The 20,926-nt window shown below is 63.3% G+C and carries 20 protein-coding genes; 9 read left to right on the forward strand and 11 right to left on the reverse strand.

Annotation, left to right across the window (positions count from 1 at the left end):
* Positions 1–53: 53 nt before the first annotated feature.
* On the reverse strand, positions 54–1,187 hold the full coding sequence (locus YU9_RS0102010) for a nitronate monooxygenase (protein WP_027571273.1): 1,134 nt from the start codon (positions 1,185–1,187) through the stop codon (positions 54–56).
* 350 nt (positions 1,188–1,537) lie between these two features.
* On the opposite strand from YU9_RS0102010, the gene yghU reads away from it, so the two are divergent.
* Entirely contained in the window at positions 1,538–2,413 is an 876-nt protein-coding gene (gene yghU / locus YU9_RS0102015; RefSeq protein ID WP_027571274.1) for a glutathione-dependent disulfide-bond oxidoreductase, read from the forward strand.
* 182 nt (positions 2,414–2,595) lie between these two features.
* On the opposite strand, the gene YU9_RS0102020 is transcribed toward yghU, so the two are convergent.
* The 3 genes from YU9_RS0102020 to YU9_RS0102030 form a co-directional block, all read right to left on the reverse strand.
* A complete protein-coding gene (locus tag YU9_RS0102020) occupies positions 2,596–3,873 on the reverse strand; it encodes an acyl-CoA dehydrogenase family protein (protein WP_027571275.1) in 1,278 nt (425 codons plus the stop codon).
* Positions 3,874–4,233: 360 nt separating this feature from the next.
* Entirely contained in the window at positions 4,234–4,614 is a 381-nt protein-coding gene (locus tag YU9_RS0102025; RefSeq protein WP_027571276.1) for a VOC family protein, read from the reverse strand.
* A 112-nt stretch (positions 4,615–4,726) separates the two neighbouring features.
* Positions 4,727–5,506, reverse strand: a complete 780-nt coding sequence (locus YU9_RS0102030) for an SDR family NAD(P)-dependent oxidoreductase (RefSeq protein ID WP_027571277.1) — start codon at positions 5,504–5,506, stop codon at positions 4,727–4,729.
* Positions 5,507–5,672: 166 nt separating this feature from the next.
* Between YU9_RS0102030 and YU9_RS0102035 the strand changes: the two genes are divergently transcribed.
* Genes YU9_RS0102035 through YU9_RS0102045 form a run of 3 tightly spaced genes read left to right on the forward strand, consistent with a single transcriptional unit; the run spans position 5,673 to position 7,825 of the window.
* Complete coding sequence (locus YU9_RS0102035) at positions 5,673–6,461, forward strand: enoyl-CoA hydratase/isomerase (RefSeq protein WP_027571278.1); 789 nt, start codon at positions 5,673–5,675, stop codon at positions 6,459–6,461.
* Positions 6,458–7,444, forward strand: coding sequence for a phosphotransferase family protein (locus tag YU9_RS0102040; RefSeq protein ID WP_027571279.1), 987 nt, complete (start codon positions 6,458–6,460; stop codon positions 7,442–7,444). Before YU9_RS0102035 ends, YU9_RS0102040 begins: the two co-directional genes overlap by 4 nt.
* A 3-nt stretch (positions 7,445–7,447) precedes the next feature.
* The gene (locus tag YU9_RS0102045) at positions 7,448–7,825 is read left to right on the forward strand and encodes a DUF6285 domain-containing protein (protein WP_027571280.1); all 378 of its coding nucleotides are present in this window, start codon (positions 7,448–7,450) and stop codon (positions 7,823–7,825) included.
* A 165-nt stretch (positions 7,826–7,990) separates the two neighbouring features.
* Here YU9_RS0102045 and YU9_RS0102050 read toward each other — a convergent pair whose 3' ends face one another.
* Entirely contained in the window at positions 7,991–8,770 is a 780-nt protein-coding gene (locus tag YU9_RS0102050) for an enoyl-CoA hydratase-related protein (protein ID WP_027571281.1), read from the reverse strand.
* 213 nt (positions 8,771–8,983) lie between these two features.
* On the opposite strand from YU9_RS0102050, the gene YU9_RS0102055 reads away from it, so the two are divergent.
* Positions 8,984–10,258: an acyl-CoA dehydrogenase family protein gene (locus tag YU9_RS0102055; protein ID WP_027571282.1), complete on the forward strand. Its 1,275-nt coding sequence runs from the start codon at positions 8,984–8,986 to the stop codon at positions 10,256–10,258.
* Positions 10,259–10,393: 135 nt separating this feature from the next.
* Here YU9_RS0102055 and YU9_RS0102060 read toward each other — a convergent pair whose 3' ends face one another.
* Both YU9_RS0102060 and YU9_RS0102065 read right to left on the reverse strand, forming a co-directional pair.
* Positions 10,394–11,971, reverse strand: coding sequence for a fatty acid--CoA ligase (locus tag YU9_RS0102060; RefSeq protein ID WP_027571283.1), 1,578 nt, complete (start codon positions 11,969–11,971; stop codon positions 10,394–10,396).
* Between the two features lie 288 nt (positions 11,972–12,259).
* Complete coding sequence (locus YU9_RS0102065; RefSeq protein WP_027571284.1) at positions 12,260–13,132, reverse strand: SDR family oxidoreductase; 873 nt, start codon at positions 13,130–13,132, stop codon at positions 12,260–12,262.
* A 105-nt stretch (positions 13,133–13,237) separates the two neighbouring features.
* Between YU9_RS0102065 and YU9_RS0102070 the strand changes: the two genes are divergently transcribed.
* From YU9_RS0102070 to YU9_RS0102080, 3 genes are all read left to right on the forward strand, one after another.
* Complete coding sequence (locus YU9_RS0102070; RefSeq protein ID WP_027571285.1) at positions 13,238–14,047, forward strand: crotonase/enoyl-CoA hydratase family protein; 810 nt, start codon at positions 13,238–13,240, stop codon at positions 14,045–14,047.
* Between the two features lie 133 nt (positions 14,048–14,180).
* A complete protein-coding gene (locus tag YU9_RS0102075; protein ID WP_027571286.1) occupies positions 14,181–15,725 on the forward strand; it encodes an acyl-CoA synthetase in 1,545 nt (514 codons plus the stop codon).
* A gap of 172 nt (positions 15,726–15,897) precedes the next feature.
* Complete coding sequence (locus YU9_RS0102080; RefSeq protein ID WP_027571287.1) at positions 15,898–16,302, forward strand: YccF domain-containing protein; 405 nt, start codon at positions 15,898–15,900, stop codon at positions 16,300–16,302.
* A 114-nt stretch (positions 16,303–16,416) separates the two neighbouring features.
* On the opposite strand, the gene YU9_RS0102085 is transcribed toward YU9_RS0102080, so the two are convergent.
* Entirely contained in the window at positions 16,417–16,608 is a 192-nt protein-coding gene (locus YU9_RS0102085) for a hypothetical protein (RefSeq protein ID WP_027571288.1), read from the reverse strand.
* 155 nt (positions 16,609–16,763) lie between these two features.
* Here YU9_RS0102085 and YU9_RS45300 point away from each other — a divergent pair, with 155 nt between their 5' ends.
* Positions 16,764–17,123: a hypothetical protein gene (locus YU9_RS45300; protein ID WP_084298875.1), complete on the forward strand. Its 360-nt coding sequence runs from the start codon at positions 16,764–16,766 to the stop codon at positions 17,121–17,123.
* Positions 17,124–17,345: 222 nt separating this feature from the next.
* Here YU9_RS45300 and YU9_RS40605 read toward each other — a convergent pair whose 3' ends face one another.
* The 3 genes from YU9_RS40605 to YU9_RS40615 form a co-directional block, all read right to left on the reverse strand.
* Positions 17,346–18,770 (reverse strand): TRAP transporter large permease subunit, encoded by a 1,425-nt coding sequence (locus tag YU9_RS40605; RefSeq protein ID WP_063623697.1) that lies wholly within the window; start codon positions 18,768–18,770, stop codon positions 17,346–17,348.
* A complete protein-coding gene (locus tag YU9_RS40610; RefSeq protein WP_051380303.1) occupies positions 18,767–19,330 on the reverse strand; it encodes a TRAP transporter small permease subunit in 564 nt (187 codons plus the stop codon). Before YU9_RS40610 ends, YU9_RS40605 begins: the two co-directional genes overlap by 4 nt.
* Before the next feature lie 94 nt (positions 19,331–19,424).
* A complete protein-coding gene (locus YU9_RS40615; RefSeq protein WP_084298871.1) occupies positions 19,425–20,531 on the reverse strand; it encodes a TRAP transporter substrate-binding protein in 1,107 nt (368 codons plus the stop codon).
* Positions 20,532–20,926: the final 395 nt, after the last annotated feature.

Here is a 20,926-nt window from a genome sequence, read left to right on the forward strand (position 1 = left end):
CCGTCGGGCGAGCCTCGAAGGATGGGCCGCGAACACCACGCCGGCCACAGCAACTACTCCGCCACCAGCGCATTCATGTGCTCGACGGCTTCGGCAAAATCTTCCTTGAACTCCTGCACCACGGCACCCGCCGACTTCACGCTGTCGATCAGGCCGACACCCTGGCCGACGAAATAGCTGACGAGATCGCGCGCCTTGGCGTTGCCGCTTGCGGCAGCTCGGTCGATGGAATGGAAGGCGTCGCGGCTGATGATGCTTTGCAGCGGCATCGGCAGCGCGCCCGGGCTGTCCGGCGCGCGGTCCCAGGCATCGGTCCAGACCGAACGGAGCTGCCGGGCCGGTTTGCCGGTGCGGCCTTTCGAGCGCACCGCGTCGCGCGAGGAGGCCGCGATCATCTTCTTGCGAAAGATCTCCGTGGTCTCGGCCTCGACGGTGGCGAGCCACACCGAGCCGGTCCAGGCGCCGGCCGCGCCCATCGCCATGCAGGCCGCCATCTGTCGTCCGGTCATGATGCCGCCGGCCGCCAGCACCGGCACGTCGCGGATGGGCTTGATCGCCTTGATCACCTCCGGCACCAGCACCATGGTCGAGACCTCGCCGCAATGGCCGCCGGCCTCGGTGCCCTGCACCACGAGGATGTCGATGCCGGCCGCGACCTGGCGCAGCGCGTGCTCCTTGGCGCCGACCAGTGCCGCAACGGGGACGCCGTGTTTCCTGCCCATCTCGATCATCGCCTTCGGCGGCACGCCCAGCGCATTGGCGATCAGCCGGATCGGATGATTGAAGGAGACCTCCAGCAGCTGAAGCGCGGTCTTCGCATCGAACGGTTGCGGTTGATTGTCTGCCACTTCAGTGGCGGTCAGCTCGATATCGTATTTCTTCAGAAGATCGCGCGTGTAGTCGCGGTGCGCCTGCGGCACGCGCGCTTCCAGGCTCTTCCAGGTGACGTCCTTCTCGCCTGCGGTCGAGATGTTTTCGGGGATCAGCACGTCGATGCCGTAGGGCTTGCCGTCGACGTGATCGTCGATCCATGTCAGTTCGCGTTCGAGCGTGTCGGGCGTGTGCACGGTCGCGCCCAGCACGCCGAAGCCGCCGGCACGGCTGACGGCAGCGACGACGTCGCGGCAATGGCTGAAGGCGAGCAGTGGGAATTCGATGCCCAGCATGTCGCAGATCGGCGATTTCATGGCTCTCTCCCGGCGGCAACCGTCGCGTTCTCGTTGGCTTCGGAGCGATGCGAGACGACGCTAGCTGATCGTCACCTGCGATGCCATGCCGGATTCGACGACGCATCTTGCGTGCAGACGTCGTGCGATTACGCCTGCAGCACCGACGTCTCCTGGCGGATCAGTGACGAGGTCGCGGCGGTGACGCCGTCATTCCGGGCTCGCCCTGCGGGCGCCCCGGAATGACGGCGGGGAGGGGGTGCCATGACAAAAAGTAGAGTTGGCCCGTCCGACAATGCATTTCGGCGCCCTTGTCATCGGCCATCCGCGGGCTAATTAATGCAGACGCATCTTTCCGCCGGAGCCCCCGCATGACCGACGCCCCCGCCTACGTGCCGCCCAAAGTCTGGACCTGGAACAAGGAGAATGGCGGGCAGTTCGCCAGCATCAACCGCCCGATCGCCGGCCCCACCCACGACAAGGAGCTGCCGGTCGGCAAGCACCCCCTCCAGCTCTATTCGCTGGGGACGCCGAACGGGGTGAAGGTCACTGTGATGCTGGAGGAACTGCTGGCGCTCGGCCACAAGGGGGCCGAGTACGACGCCTGGCTGATCAGGATCGGCAATGGCGACCAGTTCGGCAGCGGTTTTGTCGATATCAATCCGAACTCGAAAATCCCCGCGCTGATGGATCGCTCGGGTCCGGAGCCGATCCGGGTGTTCGAGTCCGGCTCGATCCTGTTCTATCTCGCCGAGAAGTTCGGCGCCTTCCTGCCGAAGGACATCAAGACCCGTACTGAAGCCATGTCCTGGCTGTTCTGGCAGATGGGCAGCGCGCCCTATCTCGGCGGCGGCTTCGGCCATTTCTACGCCTATGCGCCGACCAAGATCGAATACGCCATCGACCGTTTCGCGATGGAGACAAAGCGCCAGCTCGACGTGCTCGACCGGCGTCTCGCCGACAACGAATATCTCGCGGGCAAGGAGTACACCATCGCCGACATCGCGGTGTGGCCCTGGTATGGCGCGCTCGCCAAGGGGCTGGTCTATGGCGCCGGCGAATTCCTCTCGGTGCAGGACTACAAGAACGTGCAGCGCTGGACCGACCAGATCGCCAAGCGTCCGGCCGTGAAGCGCGGCCGCATGGTCAACCGTGTCTCCGGCGACCCCGCGAGCCAGCTGCACGAGCGTCACGACGCGAGCGATTTCGAAACGAAGACGCAGGACAAGCTCGCGCCCGCGACGTAGCGTCTTTACCTCTCCCCGCTTGCGGGGGGAGGTCGAATTCGATCGCAGATCGAATTCGGGTGAGGGGGTACAGGTCTCACTGCCATCTCATCTGTGGAGAGAGGCCCCTCACCCCAACCCTCTCAGCGCGAGCGAAGCTCGTCGCGACCCCGTAAGAACGGGGAGAGGGAGAGGAGAGACCTTCACGCCATGCTCAGCTCATGGCGTCCCACCACCATCCAGTGCACCTCGTCCGGACCGTCGGCAAAACGCAGATGCCGCACGTCCTGATACATCTCCGCGAGCGGGGTCCAGTGCGAGATGCCGGTGGCGCCGTGCATCTGGATGGCCTGGTCGATGATCTTGCAGGCGCGCTCGGGCACCATGGCCTTGACCATGGAAACCCAGACGCGGGCTTCCTTGTTGCCGAGCACGTCCATCGCCTTGGCGGCCTTCAGCACCATCAGCCGCATCGCCTCGATTTCGCAGCGCGCCTGCGCGATGATCTGCATGTTGCCGCCGAGATGGGCGATCTTCTTGCCGAAGGCTTCGCGGGTGAGGCCTCGCTGCACCATGAGGTCGAGCGCCTTCTCGGCCTTGCCGATGGTGCGCATGCAGTGATGGATGCGGCCCGGTCCGAGGCGGAGCTGCGAGATCTCGAAGCCGCGGCCTTCACCGAGCAGGATGTTCTCCTTCGGCACGCGGACATTGTTGAAGCGCATGTGCATGTGGCCGCGCGGCGCGTGGTCCTGGCCGAACACGTACATGGGGCCGAGCACCTCGACGCCGGGCGTGTCGCGCGGCACCAGGATCTGCGACTGCTGCTTGCTCGGCGGTGCATCGGGATTGGTCTTCACCATCACGATGAGGATCTTGCAGCGGGGATCGCCGAGACCTGAGATGTAGTACTTCTCGCCGTTGATGACCCATTCGTCGCCGACGAGCTTTGCCGTGGTCGAGATGTTCTTGGCATCGGAGGAGGCGACGTTCGGCTCGGTCATGACATAGGCCGAGCGGATCTCGCCGTTGAGCAGCGGCTTCAGCCACTTCTCCTTCTGCTCCTTGGTGCCGACGCGCTCCAGCACCTCCATGTTGCCGGTATCCGGCGCCGAGCAGTTCATGGTCTCGGACGCCAGCGGGCTCTTGCCGAGCTCGGCTGCGATATAGGCATAGTCGAGATTCTTCAGGCCCTGGCCGGTTTCGTCATCGGGCAGGAAGAAGTTCCAGAGGCCTTCCTGCTTGGCCTTGTTCTTGGCCTTCTCCAGCACCTCGAGCTGCTTCGGCGTAAAACTCCAGCGATCCTCCTTGCCTTCTCCTGCCTTGGCGAACTCGATCGACATCGGCTCGACGGTGTCGCGGATGAATTTCTTGACGTGATCGTAGAGCGGCCGGACCTGATCCGACATGCGGAGATCGTTGAGCTCGTCGCCGGGATTGAGGGTGTAATTGGTGGTGCGGGGAATGTAGGTGTGTTTTGTCATTGTTCCTCCCGGGGACGCTGAGATCATGCTGGGGCAAGAATAGTCGCAGCGTTGCGAAAGTGCGAGCGCGCATTTTTCACGTAGGGCCATGCCATGCGATGGAATATCGCGAGGCCGTTTGAAATGTTGTTTGAATGGTGTGGGGGGCGGCAGGCGCGCGCCTCACTCTCCGCGGTCATCGCCCGACTTGATCGGGCGATCCAGTATTCCAGAGACCGCAGTGATGAATCGAGAAGCCGCGGCGTACTGGATGCCCCGGTCCCGTCTTCGCCAAGGCTACGCCGGGGCAAGAGTGCTCGGCGCGCCGGAGCTTTAGCGAAGGCGGCAAGCCGGGGCATGACAGCTGTGGGTGTGGCTAGCTCACGCCGGCATCCGATGCATCGCGCAGATCTTGTTGCCGTCGAGGTCGCGCAGATAGGCGAGATAGAGCTTGCCGCCCGGGCCCTGGCGAATGCCGGGCGGATCCTCGATAGATTTCGCGCCAGCCGCGACGCCCGCTGCGTGCCATTGATCTACCTGCTCTGGCGAATTGCAGGCAAAGCCGATCGTGCCGCCATTCGCGCAGGTCGCCGGCTCGCCGTTGATCGGCTTCGACACCGAGAAGACGCCGGTCTTGGTGATGTAGAAGATGCGATGGCCGTCGCCTCTGGCTGGCCGCACCTCGAGCGTGCCGAGCAGCTGGTCGTAGAACGCCTTGGCCTTGTCCAGGTCGTTGGTGCCGATCATGACGTGTGAAAACATTTGCCCGTTCCCTCAGAATTTGTAGCCCGGATGGAGCGTAGCGAAATCCGGGGTCTTGCCTCACGTTACGCCGGTCCCGGATTGCGCTGCGCTCCATCCGGGCCACGAAATCTCAAAACGCCGTATAGCCGCCGTCGATGACGAACGTATCCGCTGTGTGATAGGACGACGCCTTGCTCATCAGGTACACCGCGATGCCACCGAAGTCAGATGCCTCGCCGAAGCGGCGCTGCGGAATCCGCGGCATGACGTTGGCGACGAACTTGTCGTTGGCCATGAGCCCTGCGGTCATGTCGCTCTTGATCCAGCCGGGCAGGATCGCGTTTGCGGTGACCCCGTAACGCGCCAGCTCGACGCCGAGCGCGCGCACCAGCGCGTTGATCGCGGCCTTGGTCGCGGCATAGTGCTCGTTGCGCGCGGTGCCGAAGATCGAGGCGAGGCTCGAGGTCGCAACCAGTCGGCCAAAGGCATCGCCGGCATTGGCGCGATCCGTCATGTGCTTCGCCGCGGCCTGGAACGCGTGGAACACGCCATCGAGGTTGGTCGCAAACATCGTGCGCCATTCCTCCTCGGTGCGCTCGATGAAGGAGCGCCGGCCGCCGCCGCCGATGCCGGCATTGGCGAAGCAGCCGTCGACCCGGCCGAAGGTATCGAGCGTCGCCTTCAGCGCGGCATTGACCGAGGCCCGGTCGGTGACGTCGCAGACGCGGGTATCGACCTTGCCGGAAAGACCGGCCAGGTTCGCGGCAGCAGCCTTGTTCTTGTCGGGATTGCGGCCCCAGATCGAGACGTTGCAACCCTGGCCGGCAAGCGCCTGTGCAATGCCGAGCCCGATGCCGCCATTGCCGCCGGTGATCACGGCGACGCGGCCGGAGAGGTCGAAAATGTTCATGGCGCGTTTCCTGTTTCTTGGTCTGCGGCCCATCAGCCGCTGCGCACAAGATTGCTTGCTATGCTCCGATCACCATGGACAAGGTCGCGACAAAAATCAAATATGCGCCCCGGCAAAATGAATTCCGGTCTGCGAAACTGACGCAGGCGCAACTGATGAGGAAACCATGCAGTTCAAACACGTCACGCTCGATTTCGATGGATCGGTCGCGATCCTCAAGCTCGACCATCAGGAGGTGATGAACGCGGTCTCCGTGGACATGCTGGGCGGCCTCGCCGAAGCACTCGATGCGATCGAGGAGAAGAGGGACGAGGTGCGCTGCGTGGTGCTGACCGGCGCGGGCCGCGCGTTCTGCACCGGCGCCAATCTCCAGGGCCGCAACAATCAATCGAAGAAGACCAAGGCCGGCCTGACGTTGGAGACCGGCTTTCACCCCTTCCTGCGCCGCATCCGCAATCTGCACTGCCCGATCGTGACCGCGGTCAACGGTCCCGCCGCCGGCGCCGGCATGAGCTTCGCGCTGCTCGGCGACATGATCCTGTGCGCGCGCTCGGCCTATTTCCTGCAGGCCTTCCGCCGCATCGGCCTCGTGCCGGATTGCGGCTCGACCTGGCTCTTGCCGCGGCTCGTCGGCCGCGCGCGCTCGATCGAATTGTCGCTGATGGGCGAGCGGCTGCCGGCCGAGAAGGCGCTGGAATGGGGCCTGGTCAACCGCGTCTACGACGACGGCGTGCTGATGGAGGAGGCGATGAAGCTCGCGCGCGAGCTCGCCAGCGGGCCGACGGTCGCACTGTCGCTGATCCGCAAGCTCTATTGGGACAGCCCCGAAAGTTCCTTCGAGGATCAGCTCAACCTCGAATTCCAGTGCCAGCTTCGCGCCGGCGACACCCAGGATTTTCGCGAGGGCGTCGGCGCATTCCTGGAGAAGCGTCCCGCGCAGTTCAAGGGCAAATGATCGAGACGGAGCTTTCGCGCAGCGTCAAGCGCTGGTGCAAGGGGGCAACCGGCGTCACAGGCGCCGCAAAACTGTCCGGCGGCGCCAGCCAGGAAACCTGGCGCTTCGACATCGTGCATCCCGATGGGCCGATCGGCGCGATCCTGCGTCGCTCACCGAAGGGCTATGGCGCGGCGCCGTCGCGTGCGGCCGGTCTTGCCGCTGAAGCGCAGCTGATGCAGCTCGCGTTTGAGGCCGGCGTGCCGTCGCCGCGCGTGATGCATGTGCTGACGCCGGAGGACGATCTCGGCACCGGCTTCATCATGCAGCGGGTCGAGGGCGAGACCATCGCGCGCAAGATTCTGCGCGATGAGGAGTACGCGGCGGCGCGGCCGCATCTCGCACGGCAGATCGGTGGCATTCTCGCTGGCCTGCATCGACTGCCAAAAGACAAGCTGCCGGCGCTGCGCAGCCGCGGCGCGACCCAGGAGATCGCCGAGTTCGAACGCGACTATCGCAGCCTGAACTGGCCCAAGCCTGTGTTCGAGCTGGCGTTGCGCTGGCTGCGTGACCACGATCCCGGTCCTGCGGCCGAGACGACGCTGGTGCACGGCGACTTCCGCAACGGCAATCTCATCATCGGCGCGGATGGCGTTCGCGCGGTGCTCGACTGGGAGCTCGCTCATCTCGGCGATCCCATGGAGGATCTCGGCTGGGTCTGCGTCAACTCCTGGCGTTTTGGCGAGATCGACAAGCCGGTCGGCGGCTTTGGCTCGCGCGAGGAGCTGTTCGCGGGCTACGAGGCCGCGGGCCGCAAGGTTGATCCAGCGCGCGTCAAATTCTGGGAAGTGATGGGAACACTGCGCTGGGGCATCATGTGCGGCGGCATGATGCAGCGTTTTCGCGAAGGGCCCGACCATTCCATGGAGCGCGCCATGATCGGCCGTCGCGCCTCCGAGACCGAGATCGATCTGTTGCGGCTCCTGGCGCCGCGCGGGAGCTGACGCATGCAGGACGAACCGACGCCGATCGAGCTGACGAAAGCAGTCGCCGACTTCCTCCGCAGCGACATCGCGCCGCTGATCTCCGGCCATCAGGCCTTCAAGCTGCGCGTCGCCATCAACATCCTCGATCTCGTGACGCGGCAGCTGACGCAGGAGGAGGGGAGTGACGCGAAGGAGGTGGAGCGCCTGCGCGCGCTGCTCGGCATGGACGGAACGGTCACCGAGCTCAACCGCGCGCTCGCCGAGCGAATAGCGAAAGGCGAGATTGACCTCACAACGCCCGGACTCGCCGAGCATCTCTGGGCGACCACGCTGGACAAGCTCGCCGTCGATCAGCCGAACTACGCCTCGTACAAGCGGGAGCTGGAGCGGGGCGAGTAGGCAGCGCCACATTTTCTGCTGTCATCGCCCGGCTTGACCGGGCGATCCAGTATTCCAGAGACGGCAGTGAGCCACGTAGAAGCCGCGGCGTACTGGATGCCCCGGTCGAGCCGGGGCATGACACCGGTGATGTTGGGCGCGCTCGACGTCGTGACGGTACACCTTCTACTTCCCCACCCATTTCGGCGGCCGCTTCTCCGCAAACGCCTTTGGGCCCTCGATATAATCCTGCGAGGCCACCATCGCCTGCACCGCCGGATACTCCCGCTGCTCCGCGATGGCCTGCTCCAGCGAAACGGCGAGCCCCTTCTGGATCGCCTGCTTGGAGGCCCGGATCGACATCGGCGAGTTCTTGGCGATCATCTCGGCCCAGCGCAGCGCGCCCGCGAGCGCCTCGCCCTGCGGCACCACCTCGTTGACGAAACCGAGCTCAAAACCTTCCTTGGCGCTGACATGGCGCGCGGTAAGGATCATGCCCATGGCGCGTTTCAGGCCGATCTGGCGCGGCAGGCGGTGCAGTCCGCCGGCAAGTGCGGCCAGGCCAACGCGTGGCTCGGGCAGGGCGAAGGTCGCGTTCTCCGCGGCAATGATGAGGTCGCAGGCTAGCGCAATCTCGAAGCCGCCGCCCATGGCCACGCCGTTCACGGCGGCGATGATCGGCTTGTCGCAGTCGAAGCGCGAGGTCAGGCCGGCAAAGCCGCCCTTGTCCCAGCCGCGCTTGCCACCGGCCGCCTGCCACTTCAGGTCGTTGCCGGCGCAGAACGCCTTGTCGCCGGCGCCTGTGACGATCGCGATCCACTGTTCGGGATCGGCAGAGAAATCGTCGAATACTTTCTGCAGCTCGAAATGCGCGTCGGTGTGCAGCGCGTTGTAGACCTCAGGCCGCGACAGCGTAACGATCGTGATCGGACCCTTGCGTTCCACCTTTGAGAATTTCAGCTCCATCGTGCGCTCCCGGATTTTCTTTCGAAGGAATATTGGCGCCATACTACCGTGCGGGTGCGCCCGAGCACCATCGAATTGCGCTGGTGCGCCTTGCGTCGTCATCACGTCTCGGCTTGCTTGACTTGCACGCGCTCTTCTCACCTTAATCGTGCCAAGCAAAAGCGCGCCTAGCGCCTTAACGCAAAACGATAAAATCAATCCGGGAGAGAACCTGTGGATTTCTCATTGCCTGCCGATCTCGTCGCCTATCTCGGAGAGCTCGACCGTTTCATCGAACGCGAGATCAAGCCGCTGGAAGAGGCCGACGACAACATCCGCTTCTTCGACCATCGCCGCGAATGGGCGCGCACCGATTTCGAGAATGGCGGCCTGCCGCGCCACGAATGGGAAGCGCTGCTGCGCAAGGCCAAGGATCTCGCCGATGCTGCCGGGCATTTGCGTTTTCCGGTGCCAAAGCAATATGGCGGCAAGGACGGCTCCAACCTCTGGATGGCCGTGATCCGCGAGCACTTTGCCGCGAAGGGCCTCGGCCTGCACAACGACCTCCAGAACGAGCACTCCATCGTCGGCAATTTCCCGGTCGTCACCATGCTCGACCGCTACGGCCGCGACGATCAGAAGGCGATGATCGACGGCTCGATCAAGGGCAAGTACCGCATCACCTTTGGTCTGACCGAGCCGCATCACGGCTCGGACGCCACCCACATGGAGACACGCGCGGTGCCTGCGACCCGCGACAACGTCAAGGGCTGGATCATCAACGGCGAGAAGATGTGGACGACAGGCATGCACGTCGCCACGCATTGCGCGCTGTTCGCGCGCACGTCGGGCAATGACGGCGATGCGCGCGGCATCACCTGCTTCCTGGTGCCGGCCAAGAATCCCGGCGTCAAGGTCGAGGAGTACATGTGGACCTTCAACATGCCGACCGATCACCCCCGCGTCAGCTTCACCGACGTGTTCGTGCCCGAGGATGCGCTGTTCGGCGAAGTCGGTCGCGGCCTGTCGCTGGCGCAATGCTTCGTGCACCAGAACCGCATCCGCCAGGCCGCAAGCTCGCTCGGCGCCGCCGTCTACTGCATCAACGAGAGCGTGAAATATGCGCGCGAGCGAAAGCCGTTCGGCAAGGCGCTCGCGGAGAACCAGGCGATCCAGTTCCCGCTGGTCGAGCTCGCCACGCAAGCCGAGATGCTGCGTCTTCTGATCCGCAAGACCGCCTGGGAGATGGACCAGCTCACCGAGGAGCAGGTCGAGCGCACGCTCTCCGACCGCGTCTCCATGTGCAACTACTGGGCAAACCGCCTCTGCTGCGAATCCGCCGACCGCGCCATGCAAGTCCACGGCGGCATGGGCTACTCACGCCACAAGCCGTTCGAGCACATCTACCGCCACCACCGCCGCTATCGCATCACCGAAGGCAGTGAGGAGATCCAGATGCGCAAGGTGGCGGGGTTCTTGTTCGGGTATATGGGGCCGGGGAAGCATTGAGGCTGGACCGTAGGGTGGGTTAGCCGTGCGATTGCGCGAAGCGCAATGCTCGGCGTAACCCACCGATCTCTATCCGCGCGGGCAGCAAAGAGGTGGGTTACGCCTGCGGCTAACCCCACCCTACGGGCCGCGCGATCAATTCACCCTTCGATCCTTCCCCGCCCAATACGGCTCGCGCAATTGCCGCCGCAAAATCTTGCCGCTCGGATTCCTTGGCAGCGCCGGCAGAAACTCCACGCTCTTCGGCGTCTTGTAGCCGGCGATGCGCTCGCGGGTGAAGTTGATGATGTCGGTGGCGGTCGCCTGCTTGCCCGGCTTCATCACCACGACAGCCTTCACCGCTTCGCCCCATTTGTCGTCGGGCACGCCGATCACGGCCGCCTCGGCGACGTCAGGATGATCGCACAGCGCGCTCTCGACCTCGGCGGGATAGATGTTCTCGCCGCCGGAGATGATCATGTCCTTGATGCGGTCGTGGATGTAGAGATAGCCGTCCTCGTCCATGTAGCCGGCATCGCCGGTACGCAGCCAGCCGTCACTGCGCAGGGTCGCGGCGGTCGCCTCCGGCAGATTCCAGTAGCCCGCCATGTTCGAGCCCGAGCGCGTCGCGATCTCGCCGACCTGACGCGGCGGCAGCGGCTTGCCGTCGGGATCGAGGATCGCGATCTCGACGCCCGGCAGCGCCTTGCCGGCCGAGCGCATCCGCTCCAGCCCTTCGACGTGGTCCTCCGGCGGCAGCGCGACGATGGTGCCGGTGGTCTCGGTCATGCCGTACATCTGCACGAAGCCGCATTTGAAGACCTCGATGCACTCCTTCAGCAGCGCCGCCGGGATCGGCGAGGCGCCGTACAGCATGTATTTCAGCCTGGAGAAATCCACCGTCTTGGCGCGCGGCTGCCGCACCACGAACTGCATCGCCGCCGGCACCATGAACAGCTTTGTGATGCCCGACTGCTCGAAGAAATCCAGCACCTTGGCCGGATCGAACTCGCGCGCGATCACGCCGCGGGCGCCGTGATAGAGCCCCATCACGCCCCAGCCCGAACCGCCGATGTGGAAGATCGGCATCGCCACCAGCGAGACGTCGTCGGTCGACCACCGGTTCCATTCCGGCTTGTCCTCGGCGTTTCCGGTCTGCACCAGGTTGAGGAAGTTCGCGTGGCTCAGCATCGCGCCCTTCGGCTTGCCGGTGGTACCCGACGTGTAGAGCTGGATCGCGATGTCCTTGGTGTCGATCGGCACTCTTGCATCGTCGCCGCTCTGCGCATCGCGCCAAGCCGCAAAATCCTGCCACTCCGGCGCGCTGCCTTCGGTGGTGATGATCGTGCGCACTCCCAGTATCTGATCCCTGATCTGGCGAACCTGTGTGATGAACTCCGGCCCGACGAACAGCACCGGCGCCTTGCAATCCGAAACGATGAAGGCGACTTCGGGCCCGGCGAGCCGCCAGTTCACCGGCGCCATCACCACGCCTGCCTTCATCGCACCCATCAAGAGCTCGAAATAGGTGTCGCTGTTCTTGCCGAGATAGGCGATGCGGTCGCCCTTCTTCACGCCCATCGCGAGGAGCGCGTTCGCGACCTTGTTGGTCTTGATGTCGAACTCGGCGAAGCTGGTGGTGCGGCCCTCGAACTCATAGGCAATGGCGCTGCCGCGGCTCTTCGCACGCTCGCGCACCATGTCGGCGAGGTTCGCCAATGGCTGTGTGGACATGTTTCTCCCGTGGCTCTTGTTTTTATGCCCGGGAGTGTGGCGTCATCCGCGGGTGAAGACAAGACGCCTCGCTGTCGTCCCGGACAAGCGCGCCCAAAGCGCGCGCAGATCCGGGACCTCAGCGCGAGCGCTTGCGCTCGTCGCGGTAGCCACAGGGAGAGGTTTTGCGAAGACTCGGAGTTGCCGGTCTCGCGTCAAACTTCTCCCTGGGGTTATGGGTCCCCGCCTTCGCGGGGACGACAGTTGGATGCGAGGCGAAAGCGTCGGCCCTCGCTCTCGCAGCGCGGATCACCCCCGCTTCGCCCGGTCCTTCTCGTTCTGCGCCATGATGCTCTCGCGCGCGGTCTTCCAGTCGTCGTCGCTCCAGTCGCGGAGCTGGTAGAAATTGCCACCCATGGCGAGCGCCTGCGCGCCGTCCATGGCGATGGTCTCGCCGTTGATCCAGTCGCATCCGCCCGAGATCAGGAACACGGCAAGGTTCTGCAATTCCTCCATTGTGCCGACCCGGCCCATCGGGTTCATCGCCCTAGTGCGCGCGCCGGCTTCGTCGCCGGGCTTGATGCGCTTGCTCATGCCCTCGGTCGGGATCTCACCGGGTGCAATGGTGTTGAGGCGGATGCCGTAGCGGCCCCATTCGGTCGCGAGCGACATCGTCATGGCATGGATGGCGGATTTGCTCATCGCCGACGGCACCACGTAGGGCGAGCCGTTGCGCACCCAGGTCACGGTGATGGAGACGACATTGCCGGGCTGCTTTAGCGCGATCCAGCGCTTGCCGACCGCGTGCGTCACGTAGAACGTGCCGTGCATGACGATGTTGGCGACCGCATCGAAGCCGCGCGGGGACAGTTCCTCGGTACGCGAGATGAAGTTGCCGGCGGCGTTGTTGATGAGATCGGTGAGGGGGCCATCGCGAAAGATGGTCTCGATCATCTCCTCCACCGCGAGCGCGTTGCGGATGTCGACGCCGTGGCTGGTGACGCGGCCGCCATAGAGATCCATCAATTCGGTCGCTGTCTCGTCGCACACGATCTTGCGCCGGCCGCAGATGTGCACCTCGGCGCCGAGCTGGAGGAAGCGCGCCGCCATCGATTTGCCGAGCCCGGTGCCGCCGCCGGTCACGAGAATGCGCCGTCCGGCCAGAAGATTTTCCTTGAACATCGCTGTTTCTCCCGTACGGATTGTCAGTTAATTGGTCGATTGACTAAATCCGGCCGTCAGCCTTCTGTAAAGCGGCACTGAACAAGAACAGGGGAGAATTCGTCCATGGAAGATCGCGTCTCGATCTCGATCTCGGAAGGCGTCGCCGACGTGCGCCTGGTGCGCGCTGACAAGATGAATGCGCTGGATCAGCCCATGTTCGAGGCCCTCGTCGCCGCAACCGACCGGCTTTCCAAGGAAAAAGGCCTGCGCGTCGTCGTGCTCTCGGGTGAAGGCCGTGCCTTCTGCGCCGGGCTCGACATGGGGCGTTTTGCCGCCATGAAGGAGAAGGGCGGCAACGGAATTCCGGGTGGCGAAAATCGCGACCTCACCAAGCGGACGCATGGCCAGGCGAACTTTCCGCAACAGGCGGTATGGGGCTGGCGCCAGCTTCCGGTTCCGGTGATCGCGGCCGTGCATGGCGTCGCCTTCGGCGGTGGCTTCCAGCTCTCGCTCGGTGCCGACATGCGCTTCCTCGCGCCCGATGCGCGGATGTCGGTGATGGAGATCAAATGGGGCCTCGTGCCTGATATGGCGGGCACGCCGATCCTGGCCTCGCTGGTGCGCGACGACATCCTGCGGGATCTCACCTACACTGGCCGCATCTTCTCCGCACAGGAGGCAATGACTTACGGCCTCGCCACGCGCATCTGCGACAATCCGCGCGCAGCCGCGCTCGAAGTCGCGCGCGAGATCGCCGGCAAGAGCCCGGACGCGATCCGCGCCGCCAAGCGGATGCTGAACAATCTCTCGGTCGATCCAGGGCCCGCGCTGCTGGCCGAGTCCGTCGAGCAGCAGAAGCTGATCGGCAGCGCCAACCAGATCGAGGCGGTGCGTGCCAATCTGGAGAAGCGCGCGCCGAAGTTTGCGGATTGATCTCCCGGTCGTTCCGGGCGATGCGCAGCATCGAACCCGGAACCTCGAGATTCCCCGGTGCGCAATTGCGCACCTGAGGTCTGGTCCTTCGGACCATCCCGGAATGACAAACTCACAACAAAGAAAAACAAAAATGAGCGAAACGTCCCCATTCCTCGGTATCGTCTCCGGCGAGCGCCGCCGTTCCCACGTCGAGGTCACCGCCCGCGCCGACCGCATCGCAAGCGGCCTCGCCAAAATCGGCGTCCGCCAAGGCGATTGCGTCTGCATGCTGATGCGCAACGACATCGCCTTCCTCGAAGCTGCCTACGCTGCGATGAGGCTCGGCGCCTATGGCGTGCCGATCAACTGGCACTTCAAGCCGGAGGAGATCAATTACATCCTGAACGACTCCGGCACGTCAGTGCTGATCGGGCATGCCGACATGCTGCACGCCCTCCGCGATGCGATCCCAAGTGGCGTCACCGTGCTCAGCGTGCCGACGCCGCCGGAGATCCTGTCCAACTACAAGATCGATCCCGATCATCTGACGACCCCGGACTTTGCGATCGATTTCGAAGCCTGGCTCGCGCAACACCAGCCCTATGACGGCCCGGTCGTGCCGCAACCCATGAACATGATCTACACCTCGGGCACAACAGGCCATCCCAAGGGCGTCCGCCGCAACGCGCCGACGCCGGAGCAGCAGGCCGCCGGCGAGCGCATGCGCGCCATGATCTATGGGCTCAAGCCAGGTGCCCGTGCGCTATTGCCGGGCCCGCTCTATCATTCCGCGCCGAATTCGTTCGGCATCCGCGCCGGCAAGCTCGGCGGGGTGCTGGTGCTGATGCCGCGCTTCGAGGCGGAGAAATTTCTGCAAGCGATCGAGCGCTACAAAATCGACACCATCTTCATGGTGCCGACCATGTTCATCCGCCTGATGAAGCTGCCGGAAGAGGTGCGCAGGAAGTACGACGTCTCTTCCTTGCGTCATGTCATCCACGCCGCCGCGCCGTGCCCGGCCGACGTCAAACGCGCGATGATCGAGTGGTGGGGCCCGGTGATCCACGAGTTCTACGGCTCGACCGAATCCAGCGCCGTCACCTTCGCAACCTCCGAGGATGCGCTGAAGAAGCCCGGGACCGTCGGCAAGATCTCGCCCGGCGCCGAGCTGCGCTTCATCGGCGAGGACGGACGCGTGCTCGGCGTCGGCGAGATCGGCGAGATCTATTCCCGCATGGCGGAGCTGGCCGACTTCACCTACCACAACAAGCCAGAGAAGCGCGCCGAGATCGACCGCGACGGCTTCATCACCTCCGGCGATGTCGGCTACATCGACGAGGACGGCTACGTCTTCATCTGCGACCGCAAGCGCGACATGGTGATCTCGGGCGGCGTCAACATCTATCCGGCCGAGATCGAGTCCGTGCTGCACGCCGTTCCCGGCGTGCATGACTGCGCCGTGTTCGGCATCCCCGACGCCGAATTCGGTGAGGCGCTGATGGCCGTGGTCGAGCCGCAAGCCGGCGTGACGCTCGATGCCGCCGATGTCCGCGCGCGATTGAAGGCCTCGCTCGCCGACTACAAGGTGCCGAAGCACATCGAGATCCGCACCGGGCTGCCGCGCGAAGATTCCGGCAAGATCTTCAAGCGCCGCCTGCGCGATCCCTATTGGGAGCAGGCGGGGCGGAAGATCTGACAGTCCGTAGCCCGGATGGAGCGTAAGCGTAATCCGGGATCTCTCGCCGCGGAGAGATCTTCCCGGATTACGCTGCGCTCCATCCGGGCGACGCCTTGCCAGCATTGAAGCGTCTTAGCGACGACAGATTTCGAACCTATATAGACGGGATCATCCATCTCCGGATCATCCCATGACCCCCGTTTCCATCCTGCTCAACATCCTCTGGATCCTCATCGGCGGCGCCTGGATGGCGTTCGGCTGGCTGGTGGCTGCGGTCATCATGGCCGTCACCATCATCGGCCTGCCCTGGGCGCGCGCGGCGTTCAACATCGCGGTCTACACGCTGCTGCCGTTCGGCTCGCGGGCGGTCAGCCGCTACGAGGTTACCGGTGTCGAGGATATCGGCACCGGTCCGCTCGGGGTGATCGGCAACATCATCTGGTTCGTGCTCGCCGGCTGGTGGCTGGCGCTCGGCCATCTCGTGACGGCCTTGGTGCTCGCCGTCACCATCATCGGCATCCCTTTCGCATGGGCCCATCTGAAGCTCGCGGGCATTGCGCTCTGGCCGATCGGCAAGGTGATCGTGCCGGCGTGATACGAACTCGTAGGATGGGTAGAGCGACAGCGAAACCCATCAATGCTGATGAGGAAGCATGATGGGTTTCGCAAGGGCTCAACCTATCCTGCGCGCTTGCTGCCAGTTACCTCCTTAGCTGATGATCTCCTTGACCTTGATGCCGCGCAAGGCTTCGATGCAGTCGGCCACCAAATGCAAGAGTTCTTGCCGCTTTATGTTTTTCACTTGGCGGCCTTCCATATTGACGAGAATGAATCTCGCCATCTCGTAGGCGACTTCAAACTGCGATTTGCCGGTAACGTCGACATCGATTTTTTCAGCCATTTCGCTCACCGCTGGCTGTGCTTGGAAAGCAGCTGCACATGGGTAAACCTATAGGAAAGCGGGTGGCCCGGTCGAGTCCAGATCCGGCCCCCGGCGAGCCGCATTGAACTCGCCAGCTCCGCTCGCCATGTGTGGGAGACAGCTTGGAGCAGACAATGAAGAAGCTTTTCACCTGTGTGGCGACCGTGGGCTGCTTGGTCGCCTTCAACTCCGTCGCGCAAGCCCGCTCTGCATTCGACGGCTCCTGGGACCTCATCTTCGTGACGCAAAGAGGACCTTGCGATGCGACCTATAATTTCACCGTCAACATCACTGACGGAATAGTTACACATCCGAATTTAGTCAGGTTCAGAGGCTATGTGGCGCGTTCCGGCGCAGTTCGGGCGTCGGTGACGGTTCAGGACAAATTCGCCTCCGGCTCAGGTCGGCTCTCGAGCCATTTTGGCCGCGGGACGTGGAGCGGCCATTCAGGAAACGCGCGCTGTTCAGGCTACTGGACCGCACAGCGCAATTGAGGGCGCTGAGCCAAGGCCGGCGGTCGCCCGCAGAGAGCAGAGCTCGTAGGATGGGTTGAGCCCTTGCGAAACCCATCAATCCATCCGCGATAACGAAGCTGGATGGGTAGAGCGTAAGCGAATCCCATCAAACCGTCTGCGGATGACGAAGCATGATGGGTTTCGCAAGGGCTCAACCCATCGAAGCGGAAATTGAGCAGCGCAGCGCACGCAATCGCGCGGCTACTTCTTTTTTGGTGTCAACCAGTCCTCGTCTTCCAGGGACGGTGCTTGTTTCTGCTGTTCCAGGATTTTTCTGTACTCCTCCGGGATCACCTGGCTGCGAGATGCTTCTTGCAGCGTGTGTGGGAACCAGGTCGCAATGCCGGGGAAAGCAATCATCAGGCCAACGCAGATCACCTGCAGTACCATGAACTGGAACATGCCAGCGTAGATCGTCGCGAGACTCCAACCCTTGACCACCTGCTTGAGATAGTACGCTGACATGGCGACGGGCGGCGACAGGAAGGCGGTCTGTAGCACCACCGCAACCAACGCTCCGAACCATATGAGGTCGATGCCCATGCCTTTCACGACGGGATAGAAGATCGGCAGAAACACCAGGATGATGGCCGGCCACTCAAACGGCCACCCCAGCAGGAAGACGAGAAAGAGCACGACGATCAGCATGAGGCTCGGCGGCAGCTGCAGGCCGAGCATCGACTCGGTGATCCAGTTCGCCGAGCCGAGGCGGGCGAACACCGCGCCGAAAATGTTCGACGTGACCGCCAGCAGCAGAACCATGCTCGACGTCGCCATCGTCGAGGTCATAGCGCGCTGCAGTCCGCTGAACGAGAACCTGCCATATGCGATGGCGAGGATCAGTGCGCCGACGCTGCCGATGCCTGCCGCCTCCGTCGGCGTCGCAAGTCCCCCGATGATGGAGCCGAGCGTCGCCGTGATGAGCCCGAGCAGCGGCAGCGTGCCGACGACCACCTCGCGCGCAATGTATCCAGCGGAGTGGATCCGCTCATCCTTTGGCACTGGCGGCCCGAGCTTGGGATTGATGAAGGAGCGACCCATCAGATAGGCGATGTAGATGCCGGCCAGCAGAAAGCCCGGCCCGAAGGCTGCAGCATAGAGATCGGCGACCGAAACCCCGAGCACCGGCCCCATCACGATCAGCATGACCGACGGGGGAATGAGAATACCGAGCGTGCCGCCCGCCGTGATGGTGCCCGCTGAAAGCTTGGCATCATAGCCCGCCTTCGTCATGATCGGCGATGCCATGATGCCAAGAACGGTGACGGCCGCCCCGACGATGCCTGTCGCCATCGCGAACACGGTCGAGGTCAGGATGACGACGAGGAAGAGTGCGCCGCGCACTGGCGCAAGCAGCATGCGGAACGCCGTAAAAAGGCGCTCCATGAGTCCCGCCTGCTCGGTGATGAAGCCCATGAAGATGAACAGCGGTACGGCGGCGAGGAGTTCTTCCTTCATCATGCCGATGGTCTGGAAGTAACCAAGCTCGAAGACCGTCCCGCCCATGCCCCAGTAGCCGAACGAGAAGGCGAGAAACAGCAACGTGAACGAGATCGGCACACCGATGAAGATCGCGCCAAGCAGCACCACAAGCATGATGAGGCCGATGAGCGCTTCTGCGGTCATATCTCGACCTTCTCCTTATGCTCCAGTTCGACGCCGGTGCGCGCCATGTAGATGCTCTTGATCAACTCGGACACGCCCTGGACCAGCAGCAGGAGGCAGGCGAGCGGCACGACGAATTTGAACGGCCACAGCACGGGCCGCCAGGGTGTCTGGTCCGAAGTCTCGTTGATCAGCCACGCGTAGTGAAATTCGTTCCAGCTGATCAGGAGCAGCATGATCAGGCTCGGGAAGAAGAAGACGACATAGGAGATCGTGTCGATCCAGCCCTTCCTACGGATCGAGAACTTCTCCCAGAAGAAGTCGGTACGGATATGAGCGCCCTTGTGCAGCGCGTATGCGGCGCCAAGCATGAAGAGCGAGCCGTACAGCATGTAGGTTGCGTCGTAGGCCCATATGGTCGGCGCGTTGAACAGGTAACGCGCTCCAACCTCGTAAGCGACGGCGAGAACCAGTGGCACCGAGAGCCACGAGATGATCGTGCCGGTCCGGTCCGTGAAGCCGTCGATCATCCGGATGATGGCCAGCAGCGCCGGCGGCTGCCTGCCTGTTATCTCAGCCATGCCTCGCCCCTTTCGCCGATCGTTCGCGCGGCACAAAGCAGCCGCCTGCGTGCGAATTGAGGGCGGTCAAATCGGCCGCCCTCGGAGGAAGTCCCTATTTCTCGGTCGGGAAGTAGTAGTTCGCCATGAAGGAGTATGGCGGGAAGTAAGACCTCTTGTACGGCACCACAGCGCTGGCATAGGCCTTCTGCGAGTCGTGCACCTTCTTGAAGAACGGGTTCTTGGCGCCCTCGGCCGCCGCGATCTCGTCCCACTTCTTGATGAAGGCCAGCAGGATCTCCGTCGGCGTGCGCAGGATCTGTACGCCGTGCTTCTGCTGCATCTCAATCAGCGCATCGGCGTTCTGGCGCTGCCACTTGGTCCACCAGACCAGGAATGTCTCGTTGGCCGCCGACTTGATGATTTCCTGATGTTGCGGGCTGAGCTCCTTCCACACATCGCCGTTGATGACGAGCTCGCCGACCGTCACGTTCTCATGCAAGCCGGGTGAATAGTGATACTTCCAGACGTTGTGGAAGCCGAGCTGCAGGTCCTCGATGCCGCCGACCCATTCGGCGCAATCGATCACGCCGCGTTGCGCGGAGGGAATGATTTCTCCGCCCGGCATGTTGACCACCGTGAAGCCGAGCGCCTGCCATACTTCGCCGGCCATTCCGGTCTGGCGGCATTTCATGCCCTTCATGTCCTCGATCGTCTGAATCGGCTTCTTGAACCAGCCGAATGCCTGTGGCCCCGCAGGTAGGATTGGAAACACGACGAGGTTGAGCTTGAGCTCCTTCTGATAAAACTCGTTGTAAAGATCGAGGCCGCCGCCGTGATAGAGCCAACCCATCACGTCCATGAAGTCCATGCCGAAGGTGCCGCCGGGACCGCCGGTGAACAGGATCGCGGTCTTGTTCTTGCCGGTCCAGTAGCCGGCCCACGCATGCGCTCCGTCGAGCACCTTCTTGTGGGTTGCATCCAGCACCTCGAACGCCGGCACGACCTGGCCGGCGGGCATCGCCTCGATCTTCAGCGCGCCGGCTGATAGCTTGTTCACCCGGTCGGCGAAATAGGTGAAGTTGTCATAGAGCGTGAGCGAAGCCGGCCATGTGGCCTGCATCTTCAACACCTTCGTCTGCGCCATGACTGTTGTGGTGGATACGACAAACGCCGAAGCGATCAGGGCAACGGCGATCAACCCCAGAAACAAGCGTTTCATGAGCCATCTCCTCCCTTGGACAACGTGACCGCGGCGAACTATTCTCTTCGTTGTTCTTGGTCGCCAAGTCTTCAAACCACGTCTGTCACCATTCTGCCACTATCGCCGCAAGTTGTCATCTTGCTTTCTGGCCGCAGCAAGCGCTGGAATTGGACATGGTCGTGAGGTTCTCTTGGGCCTTAGGCGACGAAATCTCCATTCGTTTGTTACGCTGGCTGTCGGTGGCAATCTCCGGTGCTGCGGGCCGCGACCAGGCGATGCTGCGCGCCCATGCCTCTCGTTGCCCGCGGGCAAAACACGCCAAATGCTGGTCAAGGGATGGGAACGTAAAATATTCTGATTGACCGAATTATCGGTTTCGGGTAAACCGCAGCACATCCTGGCCCGTCAAAGGG

The sequence above is a fragment of the Bradyrhizobium sp. WSM1743 genome (assembly GCF_000473065.1).
GTDB lineage: Bacteria > Pseudomonadota > Alphaproteobacteria > Rhizobiales > Xanthobacteraceae > Bradyrhizobium.